Source organism: Streptomyces sp. NPDC102402, from assembly GCF_044765765.1.
GTDB lineage: Bacteria > Actinomycetota > Actinomycetes > Streptomycetales > Streptomycetaceae > Streptomyces.
Window position 1 is genome coordinate 557,378 of sequence record NZ_JBIWKR010000001.1, and the last position, 19,005, is coordinate 576,382.

The following is a 19,005-nucleotide window of genomic DNA, read 5'->3' on the forward strand; positions in this document are numbered from 1 at the left end:
CCCAGGAGAAGGCGTCAGTCGGCGATCGGCAGATAGACCCTGTTGCCCGCCGCAGCGAACTCCTTGGACTTCTCGGCCATCCCCGCCTCGATCTCGTCCTGCCCGTCCCCGTGCTCCCGCCGGATGTCGTGGGAGATCTTCATCGAGCAGAACTTGGGGCCGCACATCGAGCAGAAGTGCGCGGTCTTGGCCGGTTCGGCCGGCAGCGTCTCGTCATGGAACTCCCGTGCGGTGTCCGGGTCGAGCGCCAGGTTGAACTGGTCCTCCCAGCGGAACTCGAACCGGGCGTCGGACAGGGCGTCGTCCCACTCCTGCGCCCCGGGGTGCCCCTTGGCGAGGTCCGCCGCATGCGCGGCGATCTTGTACGTGATGACGCCGGTCTTCACGTCGTCGCGGTTCGGCAGCCCCAGGTGTTCCTTGGGCGTGACGTAGCAGAGCATCGCCGTCCCCCACCACGCGATCATCGCCGCACCGATTCCGGAGGTGATGTGGTCGTAAGCGGGGGCGACGTCGGTGGTCAGCGGGCCCAGCGTGTAGAACGGGGCCTCCTCGCAGATCTCCTGCTGGAGGTCGATGTTCTCCTTGATCTTGTGCATCGGGACATGCCCCGGGCCCTCGATCATCGTCTGGACGCCGAACCGCTTGGCGACGGTGTTGAGCTCGCCGAGCGTGCGGAGTTCGGCGAACTGCGCCTCGTCGTTGGCGTCGGCGATGGAGCCGGGGCGCAGACCGTCGCCGAGCGAGTACGTCACGTCGTACGCGGCGAGGATCTCGCAGAGGTCCTCGAAGTGCTCGTACAGGAACGACTCCTTGTGGTGCGCGAGGCACCAGGCGGCCATGATGGACCCGCCGCGCGAGACGATGCCGGTCTTGCGGCGGGCCGTCAGCGGGACGTAGGGCAGCCGGACCCCGGCGTGCACGGTCATGTAGTCGACGCCCTGTTCGGCCTGCTCGATGACCGTGTCCTTGTAGATCTCCCACGTCAGCTCCTCGGCCCGGCCGTCGACCTTCTCGAGGGCCTGGTAGAGCGGCACGGTGCCGATGGGCACGGGGGAGTTGCGCAGGACCCACTCGCGGGTGGTGTGGATGTTGCGTCCGGTGGAGAGGTCCATGACCGTGTCGGCGCCCCACTTGGTCGCCCAGGTCATCTTGTCCACCTCCTCCTCGATGGAGGAAGTGACGGCGGAGTTGCCGATGTTGGCGTTGACCTTCACCAGGAATCGCTTGCCGATGATCATCGGCTCGATCTCCGGGTGGTTGACGTTGGCCGGCAGGACCGCCCGGCCGGCGGCGATCTCCTCGCGCACGACCGCGGGTTCGACGTTCTCCCGGATGGCGACGTACTCCATCTCCGGGGTGATCTCGCCCCGACGGGCGTACGCGAGCTGCGTGACCGGCTGCCCGTCGCGGCTGCGGCGTGGCTGACGGGGGCGGCCGGGGAACACCGCGTCGAGATTGCGCAGACCACCGCGCGGGGAGGTGTGCTTGAGCCCGTCGTCCTCGGGGCGCGCGGGACGGCCCGCGTACTCCTCGGTGTCCCCACGGGAGATGATCCAGTTCTCCCGGAGCGGGGCGAGGCCGCGCCGTACGTCGGTGTCGGTGGCCGGATCGGTGTACGGCCCTGACGTGTCGTACAGCGTCACGTCCTTGCCGTTGGTGAGGTGCACCTGACGGACCGGCACACGGAGGTCCGGGCGTGAACCCTGGACGTATCCCTTGTGCCAGCCGATGGACTTCCCGGCCTCGTCGTCCTTCACATCCTGCGCATTCCGCGCATCCTGTGTCGAGGCAGGCGTGCGTGCGTCCGCTGTGGTCATGAGACCTACTCCCTACGCCGGCATTACCCGGTAACAGGTTCGGCGGTCGGCGCAGCGTGTCCCGTACGGATGTACGGAGGTCAGCGCCCTCTCAGCCCGGTGCTCCGAGCTCCCGCGTGTGCAAATGTGTCTCCACGCTAGCCTCCCGCCTGGCGTGCTGGCCAGAGGGCCTCCCTCGTTCTTGGGATGATCGCGGGGTGACGTCCCCCGGAAGCGCCCCCGAACCCCACGGCCCCGCAGCAGGCAGCACCCAGAGTCATGCACACGGCCACACACACAGCCACGGTCCCGCCGCGCCCGTGTCCAAGCACCTGCGCAAGGTCATCGCCGCCGTGGTGATCCCCTTCGCCGCAGCGGTACTGGTCGGCCTGGTGGCGTTCTGGCCGGGAGGGGCACCCGCCCATGAACGCACGGGTGTCGGCTTCGACCGGCAGACCCAGGACGGGCGGGTGACGAAGGTCGTCGCGGTCGACTGCGCGGATGTCAACGCCTCGCAGGTACCTCCGACGGGCGACACCTCCACTCCCTCGGGACGGGAAGCCGTCGACGAGCAGTCGGGGGAGTGCAAGAAGGCAACGATCGAAGTGACCACCGGTGAGGACAAGGGCCGTACGTTCGTCGAGGTCGTCCAGCCCGACGCGCCGCGCCAACTGCGGGAGGGCCAGGGAGTGGTCGTGGCCTACGCGCCGGACGCGCCCCGGGACCTGCAGTACTCGGTGACCGATGTGGACCGCACGGTCCCGATGGCGCTGCTCGCGGGGATCTTCGCCCTCGCGGTGGTGGTGGTGGGCAGGCTTCGCGGACTGATGGCACTGATCGCGCTCGCCGTCTCCTTCGGCGTGCTGACCCTGTTCATCCTCCCGGCGATCCTGCAGGGATCGAACCCGCTGGTCGTCGCGGTGATCGGGGCCAGTGCCATCATGCTGATCGCCCTCTACACCTGCCACGGCCTGACAGCCCGCACCTCCGTGGCCGTGATCGGCACCCTCATCTCGCTGCTGCTGATCGGGCTGCTGGGCTCCCTGTTCATCGGCTGGGCCGGCCTGTCCGGCAACACGGACGACAACACCGGCCTCATCCACGGGCTGTATCCGGACATCGACATGAGCGGCCTTCTGCTGGCCGGGGTGATCATCGGCTCCCTCGGCGTCCTCGACGACGTGACCGTCACCCAGACGTCGGCGGTGTGGGAACTGCACCAGGCCGACCCGACGATGGGCGTGCGAGGGCTCTACCGGGCGGGCATCCGGATCGGGCGCGACCACATCGCGTCCGTCGTCAACACGCTCGTGCTCGCCTATGCGGGCGCGGCGCTCCCTCTGCTGCTGCTCTTCTCGATCGCGCAGAGCAGCGTGGGCACGGTGGCCAACAGCGAACTGGTCGCGGAGGAGATCGTCAGGACGCTGGTCGGATCGATCGGGCTGGTCGCCTCGGTGCCGGTGACGACGGTGCTCGCGGCCCTGGTGGTCTCCGCGGACCGCACGGGGCTCGGCGCGGAAGCCGCGGCTCCTGCACCCGCACGGACCGGGAGGGGCCGACGCCGCAAGACGTGAGCCGGGACACCGGACGCGTCACCACGGGCCCCCGGTGTCCGATGAACGGCCGGACCTTCCTCTTCAGCCGGCGTTCTGCTCCTTGGCGAGGATGCGACCCAGTGCCTCTTCCAGATTGCCGTCGAAGTCACCCAGCGTGTGCTCCTGCCCCAGTGGCACCAGCTTGTCCGTCCGGTCGAGAAATGCCACCAGAGGCGCCGTGCCGGCCCTGAAGAGCGCACGGTCGGCGCCGACCTGAAGGCGGATGTGCACATCCGACAGCCCCTCGGGATCGGTCGGGCCGATGTGCACATCGCCGTCACCACTGGGGCTGTTGAGACCGTCGAGCAGCAGCTCACGGCCGAATGCCCAGGTGACGGGGGCGTCACCTGGCAGGTGGAAGGTCATCCGGATCGCATATGGATCACTGACCTCGTACCGGAGCTCCACCGGAATACGGAAGGAGAGCTCCTCGGAGACGAGGAAGCTCATCATGACCTCTGCTTGAACCGACTCGCGCATCGTTCAACCCCGCAGTAGATGAAACTGGCCAGGAATGATCCCCCATGGCCCTATTGACGCCATCGTGATGCACGCGATAGCAGATCACAAGGAGTGATTTTTCAGATACTGATAGAGAACACGAACGAGCGCAACAGAGTGGTCACTTCACAGCGTAGTTGTTCGACTGCGGGGAGCAACCGTTCTTCTTGGTGCAGTGGGAGAGAAACAGCCATCGCCGCCACGGCACTACCGACAGTGATCGGAATGGCCGCACAGACCGTCCCCATGACGTACTCCTGCCGTTCGACGACAGGTTCCGTATGTTTCATCGACCGCAGTCGGCGCAGGAGCGCCTGACGGTCCCTTACGGAGTAACGCGTCAGCGGACGCACGGGGTGCCGGTCCAGGTGATCCTCACGCTCCCGCTCGTCGAGCTGGGCCAGGAGGCACTGTCCGAGGGCGTGGGCATGACCCGTCTCGCGGAACGAGGCCCACTCGCGGACAGCGGGAACGGCAGGGGTGTCGGCGACGGCGACCATCTCGATCTCGCCATCCTTGTACAGGGCGCAGTACACGGGAGCCCCGATGACGTCCGCCCAGTGGGCGAGGGAATCGACGATCACCCCGGGACGCGGGGTAGCCGGGCCGCCGCCCAGACGTTCGGCCGCGGCCCCGAACAGGAAGACGCCGTTCTCCCTGCGCAGATAGCCCTCATGGGTCAGGGTCCGCAGCAGGTGATAGGCGGTGGGGAGGGGAAGTCCGGCCTCCCGGGCGAGCTGCTTCGCCGGCGCCCCGTCCCGATGGGTGCCCACAGCCTCCATAAGTCTCAGCGCCCGCTGAACCGAACCGATCAACGTCGGGACAGCGGTACTCGATGCCGTGGTCACAGGTCACCCCCAGGCATGGTGACGGGCTGTCAGCCCTCCCGCGGGGGCCGCCCCCACGGGCCCGCCGCGAGCCTGGGGTCCGGAGACCGGACGGTCGCACAAACCACTGGGCAGGATGATGACGGACCGTCATTTCCCAGCTGGCGGCAGCGGTACGCCACTGTATCGGCACGCACAGTCACGGGAGAGGTTTCGTCCTGGACTTAGCTCCGCTGGGCTAACGGCCGAATGAACGACCTGTCATGCGGGCCCCCGGCACCGCATGATCCACCACCCGCCGCCCGCCGTTCGTTCCTACCAGTCACTTCGCTCGGACGAGGACATGAACTTCCGCACGACGAAGATCAGACCGCCCACGAGGACGACGAAGACCAGCACCTTGAACAGCAGCCCGATGACGAACCCGACCACGCTGGCGATCAGGCCGCCGAACACGACGATCGCGATGAGTGGCACCGCTACCCACTTCACCCACCAGGGCATCCCCGCGAAAATCTCCCGCACCGCCATCGCCGCTACCTCGTCTCTGTGAGTTCCTTCCTCGATGCTAGAGGCGCCGGGGTGGCCGGCGGGGGCCCGGGAGCCCTTGAAGTCCCCTGAACGATCCCCTAGGGAACATCGGGCCCGGGTCCCGTACCGGCGGAACCTCCGGGAGGCCTGCTCAGCCCTCCGGCGGGGAGAAGACCACCATGACTCTGAGGTCCTCGGTGACGTGGTGGAACTTGTGGGCCGCCCCCGCGGGGACGTAGACGACGCTCCCCCGCCCGACCTGGGTGGTCTCCATGCCGACCGTGATCGAGGCGCGCCCGCTGACGACGAAGTACACCTCGTCCTGCTTGTGCGGCTGCTGAGGATCGAGCGCACCGGCGTCCAGGGCGTACAGGCCGACGGACATGTTGCGCTCCCGGATGAACTGCAGATAGGCGCCGTCGTTGGCGGCGCGCTCCGCCTCCAGTTCGTCCAGTCTGAATGCCTTCATCGTCCGTCCGCCCCTCGCGCCTGTGCTGCTCTGTCCTGCCGGTGTCCGCCACCGATCACGTCTGCCACGATCAGACACATGAAGAATTTCGTAGTCAAGACGATCGCCAACGCGGGTGCGCTGGCCGTAGCGATCTGGTTGCTCAGCGACATCACGCTGACGGGTGACAACACAGGGCGCAAGGTACTGGCGCTGATCGTGGTGGCCCTGTTGTTCGGCGTGGTGAACTTCGTCGTCAAGCCTGTGGTGAAGCTCCTGACACTGCCGCTGTTCATCCTGACACTCGGGCTGATCACGCTCGTGGTCAACGCCCTCATGCTGATGCTCACCTCATGGCTGGCCGGCCTCTTCGATCTGAACTTCCATGTCGACGGCTTCTGGACCGCGGTCCTGGGCGGGCTGATCATTTCCGTCGTGTCCTGGGCGCTCAACGTGGTCCTGCCCGACGAGGACTGACCTGCCCCGATGCACACGGCCCGGAACGGACCGGTCAACACCTGGGAGACGAGGAGACCACCATGAAACCCATGGGCGACGGGACAAGGTCCGTACGGGCGGGCCTCCCCGAACCGGAGCAGTACGAGCCCACCCTTCCCGGCCCGGTCTTCGCCGCGCACTTCCATCTGTCCGGCGAACCGGTCGGCCCCTATACCTACGGCCGGGACACGAATCCGACCTGGACCCACCTGGAGCGCGCCATCGGCGAGCTGGAGGCGCCGGGGGAGCCGGTCGGGACCACGGTCTTCGCCTCCGGGATGGCCGCCGTCTCGGCAGTGCTCCTGTCCCAGGTACGGGCGGGCGACGTCGTGGTCCTGCCCGACGACGGCTATCAGGCACTCCCGCTGGTGCGGGAGCAACTGGAGGCGTACGACGTCGAGGTGCGGACGGCGCCGACCGGCGGCGACGGCCAGCTGGAGGTCCTGGACGGGGCGAAGCTGCTGTGGATCGAGACACCGTCCAACCCCGGGCTCGACGTCTGCGATGTGCGCAGACTCGTCGGGGCCGCCCACGCCTCGGGTGTGCTGGTCGCGGTCGACAACACCCTGGCCACCCCTCTCGGCCAGCGCCCCCTCGGTCTGGGGGCGGACTTCTCGGTCGCCAGCGACACCAAGGGCCTGACCGGACACGGGGACATCCTGCTCGGTCATGTGACGTGCCGGGATCCCGGGCTCACCGCGGGAGTGCGACGTTGGCGCAAGGTGGTCGGCGCGATTCCGGGGCCCATGGAGGCCTGGATCGCCCACCGCTCCCTGGCCACGCTGCAGCTGCGGATCGACCGCCAGTGCGGGACGGCCCTGAAGCTCGCCGAGGCCCTGGCCGGGCGGACGGACGTGACGGGGCTGCGTTACCCGGGCCTGCCCAGCGACCCCTCGTACCCGGTCGCGGTGCGCCAGATGCGGCGCTTCGGTTCGGTGGTGTCGTTCGTGCTGGCGGACAAGGAGACCGCTGAGCGCTTCCTCGCGGCACTCCAGCTGGTCGACGACGCGACCAGCTTCGGCGGCCTGCGCTCCACCGCCGAGCGCAGGGCGCGGTGGGGAGGGGATGCGGTGCCGGAGGGCTTCATCCGGTTCTCGGTCGGCGCCGAGGACCCCGAGGACCTGCTGGCGGACGTGGAACGCGCGCTGGCGGGGTCCGTGCGCTGACCGGCCCTCGCGGTCCTGGCAGGACCGGTCCGGGACGGGCGTCCCCGTCCACCGGACCGGTCCTGCTCGGGACGGGTGGTCCGAGCCTCCCCCCTCGTGGCTCGGACCACCCCGGTTCCGGCGCCTGGAACCGTCTCGACAAGGCTAATTGACTCTGCGTCAGTGTCCAATCACAGTAGCGACAGCGGCCTATCGACATTTTTATAGTTGGGGCGGTCGCGAAGGGCGGTGCGGGACGGCGCAGCGTCACGCCTAGATGGGGGGCTGACCATGGACCTGGCCCTGTTGCGGACGTTCGTCACGGTGCACCGGGCAGGATCCTTCACCCGGGCCGCCGCCCTGCTCGGGCTCTCCCAGCCTGCCGTCACCTCGCAGATAAGGACCCTGGAGAGACAGCTGGGCCGCCCGCTCTTCCTGCGCAGAGCCCGAGGGGTGACCCCGACCACCGTCGGCGACGAACTGGCCCACCGGGCGGCCCCGCATCTCGACGCACTGGTCGACATCGTCGAGGCGGGGCTCGACGAGGCGTCGGGGGTACGGACGCTGCACCTGGCGGGGCCACCCGAATTCGTCTCCCTACGGGCGTTGCCCGCCCTCACCCCGCTGGCCTCCCAAGGGCTCGCGCTGCGCAGCACCTTCGTCGCCAACACCGAGGAAACACTGGAGGGGCTGGCGGCCGGACATCATGATCTGGCCATCACCACGGCTCGTCCGCGCGGTGGACTGCTGACGTCGACCACCCTCTGCGACGAAGAGCATGTACTGATCGCCGCGCCGCGCTGGGCAGCACGCCTGGGCCCCGGAGCGCTGCGGCACAAGGGCCCGGTGCTGCTGGAGCAGCTGCCGGTGGTCGAGGTGCACGAGAGCCTTCCCCTGGTCTCCCGCTACTGGGCGTCCGTATTCGACGGCCGGCCCGCGGCTGCCGCCGCCGTGATCGCACCCGACCTCCGCGCGGTCCTGGAGTGCACGGCAGCGGGTGCCGGCCTCGCCGTGCTCCCGCGCTATCTCTGTGAGGCCGCGCTGGAGCGGGGTGAGGTGGTGGCGCTGCTCGACCCTCCCGTGCCACCGCTGCGCACGTACTTCCTCATCGCGAGGACCGGCACACTGGGTCTCCCGCACATCGCACGGGCGCACGAGTGGCTGGTGCGTGCCGCTGTGGACTGGTGACCGGTCGCCCGGGAGGAGTTTCAGATCGGGTTTCCTGGGCCACTCTCTTGCCATGACCGAACGCCCCGTGGTCAAGCGCACCGCACGCGCCGTCCTGCTCGACGGCGATGACCTCATCCTGATCAAGCGCACCAAGCCCGGTGTCGACCCGTACTGGCTCACACCTGGTGGCGGGGTCGAGCCCGAGGATGCCACCGTCGTCGACGCGCTTCATCGCGAGGTCGACGAGGAACTCGGCGCCAAGATCGTCGATGTCGTGCCCTGCTTCGTCGACACCGTCGAGCACATCGCCGGCGGCGGAGTCAAAGGCGTGAAGGTTCAGCACTTCTTCGTCTGCCACCTAGCGTCGATGGACCTGTCGCTTCGGCACGGACCGGAGATCGACGAACCGCGCGGGGAGTACGAGGTGGTCCGCGTGCCCTTCAGCCGCGTCGGAATCGCTGCCGTGCACCTCGTACCCCTTTCCCTGCGGCACTACCTGGACGCCAACATCGAGGGCGTACGCGCGATGCACGCGCCGGACCTGGGCTGAGACACGGCCACTGGCACGCTGAAGCCGAGCTGGGCAGAGGCACGGCTACTGGCATGCCGAAGCCGAGCTGGGGCACGGCCACTGTCACGCCGCACGACGGTCCGGGCGACACCCCGGCGCCCGGGACCGGACGGTCGGCGAGCAGGCCGCGCACCGCGTGTACGCCGAGGCCGGTAGCGGTGATGCTCCCGCTGCCGGAGGCCCTCACCGCCAGCGCTCGGCGTCTTGTTTCACGTGAAACCGCTCAAGCGACCCGTTCGGCAAGGCGCTGAGCCGCCCTCTCACTCCGCCCAGGCATCAGCGAGGCCGCGGGCCGGGGTACGACCGGCGCAGACCTGACCATCGCACCCTCGGCGGCCGCGGCCACGCCTCTCTTCATCGCTGCGGGATCGGTGCTGAAGCCACGGGGACCGACTCGTCGGCGCCGGGGCCGGCGCCTGGGTCGGCGCCTGGGTCGGCGCCTGCGGCAGGCCCCGGGACGTGCGCGGACACCAGTCGGCCACCGGTGACCGTCCGGCGCTCGATCGCCCCGGAGAGTACGGCCAGAACCAGTGCCGACGCCGCGAGTACGGCACCGACCCAGTTGGGTGCGGTGTATCCGAGCCCCGCCGCGATGACGATCCCGCCGAGCCACGCCGAGAGCGCGTTACCGAGGTTGAAGGCTCCGATGTTGACGGCCGAGGCCAGAGTGGGAGCCCCCGCAGCGTGATCGAGCACCCGCTTCTGCAGCGGCGGTACGGTCGCGAAGCCGAGCCCTCCGATGAGGACGATGGTCACCGCGGCTGCGATCTTGTTGTGTGCGGTCAGCGTGAACAGGGCCAGGACAATGGCGAGCGCGCCGAGCGACACGTACAGCATCGGCATCAGGCGGCGGTCCGCGAACCTTCCTCCGAGCAGATTCCCGCCGACCATGCCGAGCCCGAAGAGGACCAGCAGCCAGGTGACGGATGATGTGGCGTAGCCGGCGGTCTCCGTCATCATCGGAGTGATGTAGGTGATGGCGGCGAAGACGCCACCGAAGCCCAGAACCGTCATCGCCATGGCCAGCAGCACCTGGACGTTGCGGAACGCGGCCAGTTCGTGCCGGATCCGCACACCCTGGGGCTTCGGCTGATCGGGCACGAGCTTCGCCACACCGAGAAGGCCCAGGACGCCGAGTGCGGCGACGACGACGAACGTGACGCGCCAGCCGAAGTTCTGGCCGATGAACGTCCCCAGCGGCACCCCCACGACGTTGGCCACGGTGAGCCCGGTGAACATCATGGCGATGGCACCGGCCTTCTTCTCCGGAGCGACCAGGTCCGCGGCCACGACGGAGCCGATACCGAAGAAGGCTCCGTGGGCGAGCGAGGCGATCACGCGTCCGGCGAGCATCACGCCGAAGACGGGTGCGAGCGCGGACACTACGTTTCCCACGATGAACAGGCCCATGAGGAGCATCAGCATCCGTTTCCTGGTCACCCGGGTGCCCAGGACGGTCATGAGAGGAGCGCCGAGGACCACGCCCAGTGCGTAGCCCGTGACCAGGAATCCAGCGGCCGGGATCGACACGTGGAAGTCCGTCGCGACGTCGGGAAGCAGCCCCATGATGACGAACTCGGTGGTTCCGATACCGAATGCCCCAATGGCGAGGGCGAGGAGTGCGAGCGGCATGGTTCACCTTCCTGAAGATTGCGTCTGCGCCTTACGAGCGCCCACATTAATTGCAGACGCTCATTAATTGCAAGCGCGGGCTATTGCGCACGTGCCCTATCCTGGAGGCAATCAGCTCCCGCACGGAGGAGAGACCCATGACAGCGACAGATCCCGCACTGACGGCCCTCGCCCAGAGCTGGTGCGCCCTCTCTCTGCTCCACGGGAAGATCGAGGCCCGCATCGAACGGGCCCTGCAATCCCGCCACAGCCTCAGCGCGCGTGAGTTCTCCCTCCTCGACGTCCTGAGCCGCCAGCACAGCGGGACGGGTGGCCACCTGCAGATGAAGCAGGTGGCCGACGCCGTGGTGCTGAGCCAGAGCGCGACCACCCGGCTCGTCACCCGGCTCGAGGACCGCGGACTGCTCACGCGGTACCTGTGCGACACGGACCGGCGCGGCATCTACACCGACGTCACCGAAGCGGGCCTCACCCTGCTGAACGAGGCCAGGCCGACCAACGACACCGCGCTCCGGGCCGCGCTCGACGAGGCCGCCGAGAACTCTGAGCTCGCCCCGCTGGTCCGGACGGTGGAAGCGCTGAAGATCCCGGCCCGTACCGGCGGTCTTGCGTAGTCTGCCGATCATGAGCGATCTCGACATACGCCCCGCAGCACTCACCGACATCCCCGCGGTCGTGGCCATGCTCGCCGACGACCCGCTGGGTGCGCAGCGAGAGTCTCCGGACGACCTCGACCCCTATCACGCGGCTTTCCACCGCCTCGCCGAAGACCCACATCAACACCTGGTCGTGGCGGTGCACGAGGAGCGCGTCGTGGGGACCCTCCAGCTCACGATCATTCCCGGGCTGTCCCGGCGTGGCGCGACCCGCTCCGTCATCGAAGGTGTCCGCGTGCACGCCGATGAGCGCGGCAGCGGTCTCGGCACCCAGCTGATCCAGTGGGCGGTCGACGAATCCAGGCGTCAGGACTGCCAGTTGGTGCAGCTGACGTCGGACGCCGTCCGCACCGACGCCCGCCGCTTCTACGAGCGGCTCGGCTTCACAGCGAGCCACGTGGGGTTCAAACTCGTACTCTGAACCGCGGATGCCGGGCAGATCCGGCCGCCAGGAGATCGCATGGACCGCATCACCGACGAACAGCGCAGGATCCGGATCGGCCGACGGCACCTGCTTACCCCTTCCGCGCACGCCGGCTCCCCCGTCGCGGTGGCCGACGCGGTGGTCGCCCTCCACGCGACCGACGCCGCCACCGTCTACCTCTCCGCCTGCGCGCGGCTGACCGATCCCGGGGTCGCCGCAGTGGAGCGAGCACTCTACGAGGATGTCTCGCTGGTGCGGCTGCTCTCCATGCGCAACACCTTGTTCACCATGTCCACGGACGTCGCCCCCTTCGTCGACGCGTCGAACGCGAGGGCGGTCGCGACGAAGGAACGCCGCAGACTCGTCAAGCACCTGCGGGAGGACGGCAACGGCCTGGACGAGCGGTGGCTCGCCGACACCGAGCGGCTGACACTCGCGGCCTTGACCGCACGAGGGCATGCCACGGGGAGCGAGCTCTCCAAAGCCGTACCCGCTCTTCGCACCAAGATCACCATCTTCCCCGGTACGAAGCAGGAGGCGGTGCAGGGCGTGGCTTCCCGGGTCATCCGTGTCCTCGCCGCCGACGGGCGAATCCGGCGGGACCGGCCACGCGGCTCCTGGACCTCCAGCCAGTTCCGCTGGACGGCCGCCGAGGCCTGGCCCGTGTCGGACCCCGCCGCGGCACGTACGGAGGTCACCCGACGGTGGCTGCGTTCCTACGGTCCGGCCACCGAGGCCGACCTGAAGTGGTGGACGGGCTGGGGCGTCCGTGAGACGCGCACGGCCCTGGCTTCCGCCGGCGCCGAGGAGGTCCTGCTCGACAGCGGGGCCGTCGGCTGGGTCGCCCCTGGGGACTTGGCCACCGAGCCGTCTCCGGAGCCCTGGGTAGCACTGCTGCCAGGCCTGGACCCGAGCGCGATGGGCTGGGCGGACCGGGGTTTCCATCTGCCCTCTGATCACCGGACCGCACTGTTCGACCGCGCCGGCAACGTAGGCCCCACGGTGTGGTGCGACGGCGGCATCGTGGGCGGATGGGCCCAGCGCGAAGACGGCGAGGTGGTCTGGCGCCTGCTGTCCGACGTAGGACGGGACGCCTCGCACCTCATCGAGGCGGAGGCGGCCCGACTGTCGGCATGGGTGGGCGCGACTCGCATCACCCCACGCTTCCGTACGCCCCTGGAACGCGCGCTGACGTCCTGATTCCCCTCCGGGGCCCTTGGGGGCGGGGGGTGCCTGGGACCGGCCGTGCAGCCTTCACATCCGTCGTCTCGCGTCTCGCGTCTGTCGTCTCACGCTTCATGTATCGCGTCTCACGCTTCACGTATCGCGCTTCACGTATCGCGCTTCACGTATCGCGCTTCACGTATCGCGCTTCACGTATCGCGTTTCGCTTATCGCGTTTCACGTGAAACCCGCCCGCTCGCCCTGCTCAGGCGCCGAGCCCACGCCAACCGCCCGCGTCCACGCCGCCGGGAACGGCCGCGCTCCGGTCGTAGGGCTCCCGGGTGAAGACGAACGACCCCAGATCGAGGTGGTCCACCGTGCCGTCCGCAGCGCGCACGATCCTGAGCGTCTCCCCCGCGTAGTAGCCGTCGAGCCCCGTCCAGGTTCCGTCGGGTCGCGCCCGGAACCGGGCTCCGCGGCCGGCGCCCCGCAACGGCTGGAACTCGAGTCCACCGTCCGCGATGAGCTTCAGCCCGTGCACCTGCGTGCCCCAGTACCAGGGCCCTGTCAGCGCCAGCAGCTCTTCGTCGAACTCGGGCAGGGGCCGCCAGGGCTCAGGGATCCTGGGCTCCGCGTCGGCGACGATCTGCAGGAGGTCCGCGGCGACTGTGCCGATCAGCGGGCCTGAGGTGGCATTCGACAGCACCACGACCGCCACATCGTCCTCGACGCTGAACCACAGCGTCGCCAGGAAACCGGGGAGCGACCCCGAGTGACCGAGGAGAGTGCGGCTGCCACGCCGTACGACCTGCAGCCCGAGGCCGTACGCCCCTGCCCAGTCGCCCGCCTCAGAAGGCGCGGCCGGAGCGCGCATCTCCACGACCGAGGAGGCGCACAGCACGCGTTCGTCGCCCTGGGCCAGGAAGGCGGCGAAGCGGAGCAGATCGTCGGTGGTCGACCAGAGCTGACCGGCCGGCGCCATCAGACCGAGGTCCTCGGCAGGCTCCGGCAGCATCACGTCGGCCCACGGGTGAACGGCCCAGCCTCCCGCGTGCGGGGCATGCGCCTGGGTGGTCGTCCGGTCCATCCCCAGGGGTTCCAGAATCTCGCGGCGCAGGACCTCGGCCCAGGAGGCACCGCGCAGCCTCTCCACGAGGGAACCGAGCAGCGTGTAACCGGGGTTGGAGTAATGGTGCCGATGGCCCGGCGGGTGGACCGACGGCTTCTCGCCCAGCACATCCGCAAGCTCCGGGCGGGTGGCGCCCGGCGTCCTCTCCCACCACGGAGCGGGCGTCTCGGCCGCCAGTCCCCCGCTGTGGCCCAGCAGTTGGAACACAGTGGTCTGCCCGGCATCCGTGCCCGGCAGGTGCTTCTCCAGCGGATCGTCCAGATCCAGCAGTCCTTCGTCACGCAGGCGCATCACCAGCACCGCGGTGAACGTCTTGGTGATGGAGCCGATCCTGAACTGCGTGTCGCCATCGGGTTCGTGGCCGTCCACGCAGCTGCGCGCACCGCTCCAACCGATCTGTCCGCCCCGCTGGACCGCGGCGACCAGGGAGGGCGTCCGTCCTTCGGCCTGAGCGGTGGCGATGCGGTGCAACAGGGCCCGCCGGGTGGTGGGAAGCAGAACTTCGGAAGAGGTCATGCCCAAGGATGGCCCGTGCGTCGTCCGCCTGGCCAACCTGCAGAGGGGCGACAACGCGGTTGGCCGGGAACCTCCCGAGAGCAGCAGCGCCGGCACACGGCACGCCGCGCGAACCGTGGACCTGGACCGTCACCGTCCGCGCGCCCGACCGGTTGCGCTGCACAGGCAACGCATCGGGCTGCCCGCGCACCGTCCTGTGCGCCCGCGCGCTCGGTGGGTCGTCGTCCTCTTCAGCCGCTCTGGAAACTCGGCTACGTTACACAGCGCGCCGATAAGGAGGCCGCAACCATGTCAGTTCGGCACGAGCAGCCCCGTCCCACCGATCGGCGCGTCCGGCTTCACGGCCGCCCGGTCGACTCGTATCCGGCCTTGTCCCCGGAGGGGGAACGGGGTTCGGTGCGCCGGGTCACGGTGGTGGGTGAGGAGATCCTGAACCGTCCGTGCGTGGAGGTGACCGAGTTCGGCTCCCGCGATCTGTCGGCGCTGATCGACGACATGTTCCGGACGATGTACGTGGCGGACGGCGCCGGCCTGGCTGCCAACCAGGTGGACGTCGGCCTGAGGCTGTTCGTGTACGACTGCCGGGACGACTACGGGATCCGGCACGTCGGTCACCTCGTCAACCCGGTCCTGGACCTGCCCGATCCCGGTGGCCGCCGACTCGTCGACGACTACGAGGGATGCCTGTCCGTGCCCGGGGCCCGCATGGTGGTCCCCCGCACCGATCGTGCCGTCGTTCGCGGGTTCGACATGGACGGCAACGCCCTCGTCATCGAAGGCACGGGCTACTTCGCCCGGTGTCTGCAGCACGAGAGCGATCACCTCGCCGGCCACACCTACCTCGACCGGCTCTCCAGGCGTGACCGGAAGGACGCACTGCGGCAGATGGCCGACCGCTGCGAGGGCGTTCTCGCCCGACGAGACATCAAGGCGGCCGGCCTCAGCCGGTGAGGGCTGGTGCGCTCACCGCCCTGTCTGTCTCTCCGGGCGGTGCCGATCCCTCACCCGCTTCGCCGGCACCAGGAAACCGGCAGGGACCGGGCCGGTGAGACCGGGCCGCTGAGGGCCTCGGGCGGGACGACCGGCCGGCGGCCGCCTCCGGCCTCCGTGCCGCGTGCGTCAGGTCTGGGCCATGTCCACGAAACGGGAGTAATGGCCCTGGAAGGCCACAGTGATCGTCGCCGTCGGGCCGTTACGGTGCTTGGCCACGATCAGGTCGGCCTCTCCCGCGCGCGGAGACTCCTTCTCGTACGCGTCCTCGCGGTGCAGCAGGATCACCATGTCGGCGTCCTGCTCGATGGAACCGGACTCACGGAGGTCGGAGACCATCGGCTTCTTGTCCGTGCGCTGTTCGGGGCCACGGTTCAGCTGGGAGAGGGCGATGACGGGAAGCTCCAGCTCCTTGGCGAGGAGCTTGAGGTTTCGGGACATGTCCGAGACCTCCTGCTGACGGCTCTCGGCGCGCTTGGCCCCACCGGACTGCATCAGCTGCAGATAGTCGATGACCACGAGCTTGAGGTCGTTGCGCTGCTTGAGGCGACGGCACTTCGCGCGGATCTCCATCATCGAGAGGTTCGGCGAGTCGTCGATGTAGAGCGGAGCGGCCGAGACGTCCGGCATCCTGCGGGCGAGCCGCGTCCAGTCCTCGTCGGTCATGGTGCCGGAGCGCATGTGGTGGAGGGCGACCCGGGCCTCGGCGGACAGGAGGCGCATCGCGATCTCGTTGCGCCCCATTTCCAGGGAGAAGATCACGCTCGGCAGGTTGCTCTTGATCGAGCAGGCCCGGGCGAAGTCCAGGGCGAGTGTGGACTTACCCATGGCGGGGCGTGCCGCGATGACGATCATCTGACCGGGGTGCAGCCCGTTGGTCAGGGCGTCGAGATCCGTGAATCCGGTCGGTACACCCGTCATCTCACCGCTGCGGGAACCGATGGCCTCGATCTCGTCGAGAGCACCCTCCATGATGTCGCCGAGCGGGAGGTAGTCCTCGCTGGTGCGCTGTTCCGTGACGGCGTAGATCTCCGCCTGCGCCGAGTTGACGATCTCGTCGACGTCACCGTCGGCCGCGTATCCCATCTGGGTGATCTTCGTACCGGCCTCGACGAGACGCCGCAGCACCGCCCGCTCGTGGACGATCTCCGCGTAGTACGAAGCGTTGGCCGCGGTCGGAACGGACTGGACCAGGGTGTGCAGGTACGGAGCCCCGCCGACTTTGGTGATCTCGCCGCGCTTGACCAGTTCGGCCGCCACCGTGATCGGGTCGGCCGGCTCGCCCTTGGCGTAGAGGTCGAGGATCGCCGTGTAGACGGTCTCGTGGGCCGGACGGTAGAAGTCGTGCCCCTTGATGATCTCCACGACGTCGGCGATGGCGTCCTTGGAGAGCAGCATGCCGCCGAGGACGGACTGCTCGGCGTCGAGATCCTGCGGAGGCACCCGCTCGAAGCCCGACGACCCACCGTCCCAGCCGCTCTCCCGGCCCCGCTCGTGCTGCTCGTCGCGCCCCTTGCCCTCTCCGCGGCGCTGACGGGAAACGGGCAGACGGTCGCTGGGACCGACATCGGCCCAGGGGTCGTCCAAAGGCTCGGGAATGCTCACCGGGCCACCTCCTCCCGTCCGCTTCGCGGACCTAACCGTGCCACTCTTTCTTACGGCACGGCACCGACAAACAAGACGCCCGACTCCGGTTCCGGCGCGTCAGGTTCTGCGGACTTCCAAGCCGGAACGGAGTGCGGGCGCCGCACCACGGTAGGCCGGTCCGCACCGTCAGCCAATCTGGTTATCCACAGGGCATGTGGACGACGGACCAGATGCTGTGGAGAACCCGTCGGATCCTGTGCACGGACCAGGGGACAGCACTGTGGACAAACTCATACGGAGCCTTCGAAGGACGGCCTGACCTGGCGTTTCTCCATCCACCGGCTGTGGGGGAGAAAAACTTTTGCCGTCGGCCCAAGATCACCGCAAACGACCTTCCGTCCTGCCGCCGAACCGAGGCGGTGTAAGGCTCACAGGTGCATTGCATCTCTTACCTGTGGAAGATTAGATTGACCCTCATGATCCAGGCGCCCCCTGCCCAGCCGCCATCCCGTCGCCGCCATGACCGCGAGATCATCGCACTCGCCGTCCCTGCCTTCGGCGCACTCGTCGCCGAGCCGCTTTTCGTCATGGTCGACAGCGCCATCGTCGGCCATCTCGGCACTCCGCAACTGGCCGGCCTGGCGATCGCCGCCGCCCTGCTGACCACCGCGGTGAGCATCTTCGTCTTCCTGGCCTACGCCACCACGGCAGCCGTGGCCCGCCAGGTCGGCGCAGGGGATCTGGCCTCAGCCATCCGCCAAGGCATGGACGGCATCTGGCTCGCCCTGTTGATCGGCGGTGCGGTCGTCGCCGTGACACTCCCCCTGGCACCGTGGCTGGTGGAGATCTTCGGCGCCTCCGACACGGCGACCCCGTACGCCACCACCTATCTGCGGATCTCCAGCCTGGGGATCCCCGCGATGCTCGTGGTGCTCGCCGCGACCGGAGTACTGCGCGGACTGCAGGACACCCGAACCCCTCTCTACGTCGCCATCGGCGGCTTCGCGGCCAATGGCGCCCTCAATGTCGGTCTCGTCTACGGTGCCGGTCTGGGCATCGCGGGATCCGCCTGGGGGACCGTCATCGCCCAGGTGGGCATGGCGCTCGCCTATCTGATCGTCGTGGTCCGTGGCTCCCGCAAGCACGGGGCATCGCTTCGCCCCGACTTCGCAGGAATCCGGGCCAGCGCCCAGGCAGGCATGCCCCTGCTGATCCGCACGCTCTCCTTGAGGGCGGTACTGATGATCGCGACCGCCGTCGCCGCACGCCTCGGCGACACCGATATCGCAGCACACCAGATCATCCTGTCGCTGTGGAGTCTCACAGCCTTCGCGCTTGATGCGATCGCCATCGCGGGCCAGGCAATCATCGGCCGCTATCTGGGGGCGAACGACGTCCAGGGAGCGCGGGAGGCATGCCGGAGGATGGTTCAGTGGGGCATCGTCTCCGGGGTCGTTCTGGGGGGACTGATCGTCCTCGCGAGGCCTCTGTTCGTGCCGTTGTTCACCAGCGACACATCGGTGAAGGACACACTGCTGCCGGCACTGTTGGTCGTGGCCCTCTCCCAGCCGATCTCCGGAGTGGTATTCGTCCTCGACGGGGTACTGATGGGCGCCGGGGACGGACGCTATCTCGCCTGGGCCATGATCCTGACTTTGGCCGTCTTCGCCCCTGCCGCTCTCCTCGTCCCTCACTTCGGAGGAGGGCTCACCGCCCTCTGGGGGGCGATGGCGTTGATGATGACCGTCCGCCTGGCAACCCTGTGGCTGCGCACACGGTCCGGCCGGTGGATCGTCACGGGAGCCACTCGCTGAAGTCCCGGAAG

18 protein-coding genes and 1 riboswitch are annotated in these 19,005 nt (G+C 68.7%); of the genes, 10 read left to right on the forward strand and 8 right to left on the reverse strand.

The annotated features are described in order from the left end of the window. Positions 1 to 14: 14 nt before the first annotated feature. The gene (gene thiC / locus ACIRJR_RS02265; RefSeq protein WP_403772483.1) at positions 15 to 1,817 is read right to left on the reverse strand and encodes a phosphomethylpyrimidine synthase ThiC; all 1,803 of its coding nucleotides are present in this window, start codon (positions 1,815 to 1,817) and stop codon (positions 15 to 17) included. Continuing rightward, positions 1,810 to 1,943, reverse strand: a riboswitch (TPP riboswitch). It overlaps the preceding gene by 8 nt. A gap of 71 nt (positions 1,944 to 2,014) precedes the next feature. Between thiC and ACIRJR_RS02270 the strand changes: the two genes are divergently transcribed. Beyond that, positions 2,015 to 3,370, forward strand: coding sequence for a YibE/F family protein (locus ACIRJR_RS02270; RefSeq protein ID WP_403772486.1), 1,356 nt, complete (start codon positions 2,015 to 2,017; stop codon positions 3,368 to 3,370). Between the two features lie 63 nt (positions 3,371 to 3,433). Here ACIRJR_RS02270 and ACIRJR_RS02275 read toward each other — a convergent pair whose 3' ends face one another. The 4 genes from ACIRJR_RS02275 to ACIRJR_RS02290 form a co-directional block, all read right to left on the reverse strand. Next, positions 3,434 to 3,871, reverse strand: coding sequence for an SsgA family sporulation/cell division regulator (locus ACIRJR_RS02275; protein WP_403772489.1), 438 nt, complete (start codon positions 3,869 to 3,871; stop codon positions 3,434 to 3,436). Positions 3,872 to 3,972: 101 nt separating this feature from the next. Continuing rightward, the gene (locus tag ACIRJR_RS02280; RefSeq protein ID WP_403772492.1) at positions 3,973 to 4,740 is read right to left on the reverse strand and encodes an IclR family transcriptional regulator; all 768 of its coding nucleotides are present in this window, start codon (positions 4,738 to 4,740) and stop codon (positions 3,973 to 3,975) included. 294 nt (positions 4,741 to 5,034) lie between these two features. After that, positions 5,035 to 5,244, reverse strand: coding sequence for a DUF5326 family protein (locus tag ACIRJR_RS02285; RefSeq protein WP_073751047.1), 210 nt, complete (start codon positions 5,242 to 5,244; stop codon positions 5,035 to 5,037). 157 nt (positions 5,245 to 5,401) lie between these two features. Continuing rightward, entirely contained in the window at positions 5,402 to 5,719 is a 318-nt protein-coding gene (locus ACIRJR_RS02290) for a cupin domain-containing protein (RefSeq protein ID WP_403772494.1), read from the reverse strand. Between the two features lie 78 nt (positions 5,720 to 5,797). On the opposite strand from ACIRJR_RS02290, the gene ACIRJR_RS02295 reads away from it, so the two are divergent. The 4 genes from ACIRJR_RS02295 to ACIRJR_RS02310 all read left to right on the forward strand — a co-directional run bounded on the left by ACIRJR_RS02295 (position 5,798) and on the right by ACIRJR_RS02310 (position 9,061). After that, complete coding sequence (locus ACIRJR_RS02295) at positions 5,798 to 6,175, forward strand: phage holin family protein (RefSeq protein ID WP_403772497.1); 378 nt, start codon at positions 5,798 to 5,800, stop codon at positions 6,173 to 6,175. 62 nt (positions 6,176 to 6,237) lie between these two features. Then, positions 6,238 to 7,362: a cystathionine gamma-lyase gene (locus ACIRJR_RS02300; protein WP_403772500.1), complete on the forward strand. Its 1,125-nt coding sequence runs from the start codon at positions 6,238 to 6,240 to the stop codon at positions 7,360 to 7,362. A gap of 270 nt (positions 7,363 to 7,632) precedes the next feature. Next, complete coding sequence (locus ACIRJR_RS02305) at positions 7,633 to 8,529, forward strand: LysR family transcriptional regulator (RefSeq protein WP_403772503.1); 897 nt, start codon at positions 7,633 to 7,635, stop codon at positions 8,527 to 8,529. A gap of 52 nt (positions 8,530 to 8,581) precedes the next feature. Then, positions 8,582 to 9,061, forward strand: a complete 480-nt coding sequence (locus tag ACIRJR_RS02310; protein ID WP_403772506.1) for an NUDIX domain-containing protein — start codon at positions 8,582 to 8,584, stop codon at positions 9,059 to 9,061. A gap of 375 nt (positions 9,062 to 9,436) precedes the next feature. Here the strand turns inward: ACIRJR_RS02310 and ACIRJR_RS02315 are convergent, their stop codons facing one another. Then, on the reverse strand, positions 9,437 to 10,714 hold the full coding sequence (locus ACIRJR_RS02315; RefSeq protein ID WP_403772509.1) for an MFS transporter: 1,278 nt from the start codon (positions 10,712 to 10,714) through the stop codon (positions 9,437 to 9,439). Between the two features lie 137 nt (positions 10,715 to 10,851). On the opposite strand from ACIRJR_RS02315, the gene ACIRJR_RS02320 reads away from it, so the two are divergent. From ACIRJR_RS02320 to ACIRJR_RS02330, 3 genes are read left to right on the forward strand one after another with little or no spacing between them, the layout of a single operon-like run. Next, positions 10,852 to 11,328, forward strand: a complete 477-nt coding sequence (locus tag ACIRJR_RS02320; protein WP_403772512.1) for a MarR family winged helix-turn-helix transcriptional regulator — start codon at positions 10,852 to 10,854, stop codon at positions 11,326 to 11,328. A gap of 10 nt (positions 11,329 to 11,338) precedes the next feature. Beyond that, positions 11,339 to 11,791 (forward strand): GNAT family N-acetyltransferase, encoded by a 453-nt coding sequence (locus ACIRJR_RS02325; protein ID WP_403772514.1) that lies wholly within the window; start codon positions 11,339 to 11,341, stop codon positions 11,789 to 11,791. A 39-nt stretch (positions 11,792 to 11,830) separates the two neighbouring features. Beyond that, positions 11,831 to 12,994 (forward strand): winged helix DNA-binding domain-containing protein, encoded by a 1,164-nt coding sequence (locus tag ACIRJR_RS02330; protein ID WP_403772517.1) that lies wholly within the window; start codon positions 11,831 to 11,833, stop codon positions 12,992 to 12,994. A gap of 229 nt (positions 12,995 to 13,223) precedes the next feature. On the opposite strand, the gene ACIRJR_RS02335 is transcribed toward ACIRJR_RS02330, so the two are convergent. Continuing rightward, positions 13,224 to 14,603: a serine hydrolase domain-containing protein gene (locus tag ACIRJR_RS02335; protein ID WP_403772520.1), complete on the reverse strand. Its 1,380-nt coding sequence runs from the start codon at positions 14,601 to 14,603 to the stop codon at positions 13,224 to 13,226. A gap of 288 nt (positions 14,604 to 14,891) precedes the next feature. Between ACIRJR_RS02335 and def the strand changes: the two genes are divergently transcribed. Continuing rightward, complete coding sequence (gene def / locus ACIRJR_RS02340; protein ID WP_403772523.1) at positions 14,892 to 15,554, forward strand: peptide deformylase; 663 nt, start codon at positions 14,892 to 14,894, stop codon at positions 15,552 to 15,554. 168 nt (positions 15,555 to 15,722) lie between these two features. Here the strand turns inward: def and dnaB are convergent, their stop codons facing one another. Further along, positions 15,723 to 17,180, reverse strand: coding sequence for a replicative DNA helicase (gene dnaB, locus ACIRJR_RS02345; protein WP_356709443.1), 1,458 nt, complete (start codon positions 17,178 to 17,180; stop codon positions 15,723 to 15,725). 476 nt (positions 17,181 to 17,656) lie between these two features. On the opposite strand from dnaB, the gene ACIRJR_RS02350 reads away from it, so the two are divergent. Then, positions 17,657 to 18,994, forward strand: coding sequence for an MATE family efflux transporter (locus ACIRJR_RS02350; protein ID WP_403772526.1), 1,338 nt, complete (start codon positions 17,657 to 17,659; stop codon positions 18,992 to 18,994). Positions 18,995 to 19,005 lie beyond the last annotated feature (11 nt).

What these genes read in the sequence shown, in the direction of transcription:
- ACIRJR_RS02320 (WP_403772512.1), top strand. Translation starts at nt 10,852, where the DNA reads ATGACAGCGACAGATCCCGCACTGACGGCCCTCGCCCAGAGCTGGTGC.
- ACIRJR_RS02310 (WP_403772506.1), top strand. Translation starts at nt 8,582, where the DNA reads ATGACCGAACGCCCCGTGGTCAAGCGCACCGCACGCGCCGTCCTGCTC.
- ACIRJR_RS02295 (WP_403772497.1), top strand. Translation starts at nt 5,798, where the DNA reads ATGAAGAATTTCGTAGTCAAGACGATCGCCAACGCGGGTGCGCTGGCC.
- ACIRJR_RS02315 (WP_403772509.1), bottom strand. Translation starts at nt 10,714, where the DNA reads ATGCCGCTCGCACTCCTCGCCCTCGCCATTGGGGCATTCGGTATCGGA.
- ACIRJR_RS02330 (WP_403772517.1), top strand. Translation starts at nt 11,831, where the DNA reads ATGGACCGCATCACCGACGAACAGCGCAGGATCCGGATCGGCCGACGG.
- ACIRJR_RS02325 (WP_403772514.1), top strand. Translation starts at nt 11,339, where the DNA reads ATGAGCGATCTCGACATACGCCCCGCAGCACTCACCGACATCCCCGCG.
- ACIRJR_RS02305 (WP_403772503.1), top strand. Translation starts at nt 7,633, where the DNA reads ATGGACCTGGCCCTGTTGCGGACGTTCGTCACGGTGCACCGGGCAGGA.
- ACIRJR_RS02335 (WP_403772520.1), bottom strand. Translation starts at nt 14,603, where the DNA reads ATGACCTCTTCCGAAGTTCTGCTTCCCACCACCCGGCGGGCCCTGTTG.
- ACIRJR_RS02350 (WP_403772526.1), top strand. Translation starts at nt 17,657, where the DNA reads ATGATCCAGGCGCCCCCTGCCCAGCCGCCATCCCGTCGCCGCCATGAC.
- ACIRJR_RS02275 (WP_403772489.1), bottom strand. Translation starts at nt 3,871, where the DNA reads ATGCGCGAGTCGGTTCAAGCAGAGGTCATGATGAGCTTCCTCGTCTCC.
- thiC (WP_403772483.1), bottom strand. Translation starts at nt 1,817, where the DNA reads ATGACCACAGCGGACGCACGCACGCCTGCCTCGACACAGGATGCGCGG.
- ACIRJR_RS02300 (WP_403772500.1), top strand. Translation starts at nt 6,238, where the DNA reads ATGAAACCCATGGGCGACGGGACAAGGTCCGTACGGGCGGGCCTCCCC.
- def (WP_403772523.1), top strand. Translation starts at nt 14,892, where the DNA reads ATGTCAGTTCGGCACGAGCAGCCCCGTCCCACCGATCGGCGCGTCCGG.
- ACIRJR_RS02290 (WP_403772494.1), bottom strand. Translation starts at nt 5,719, where the DNA reads ATGAAGGCATTCAGACTGGACGAACTGGAGGCGGAGCGCGCCGCCAAC.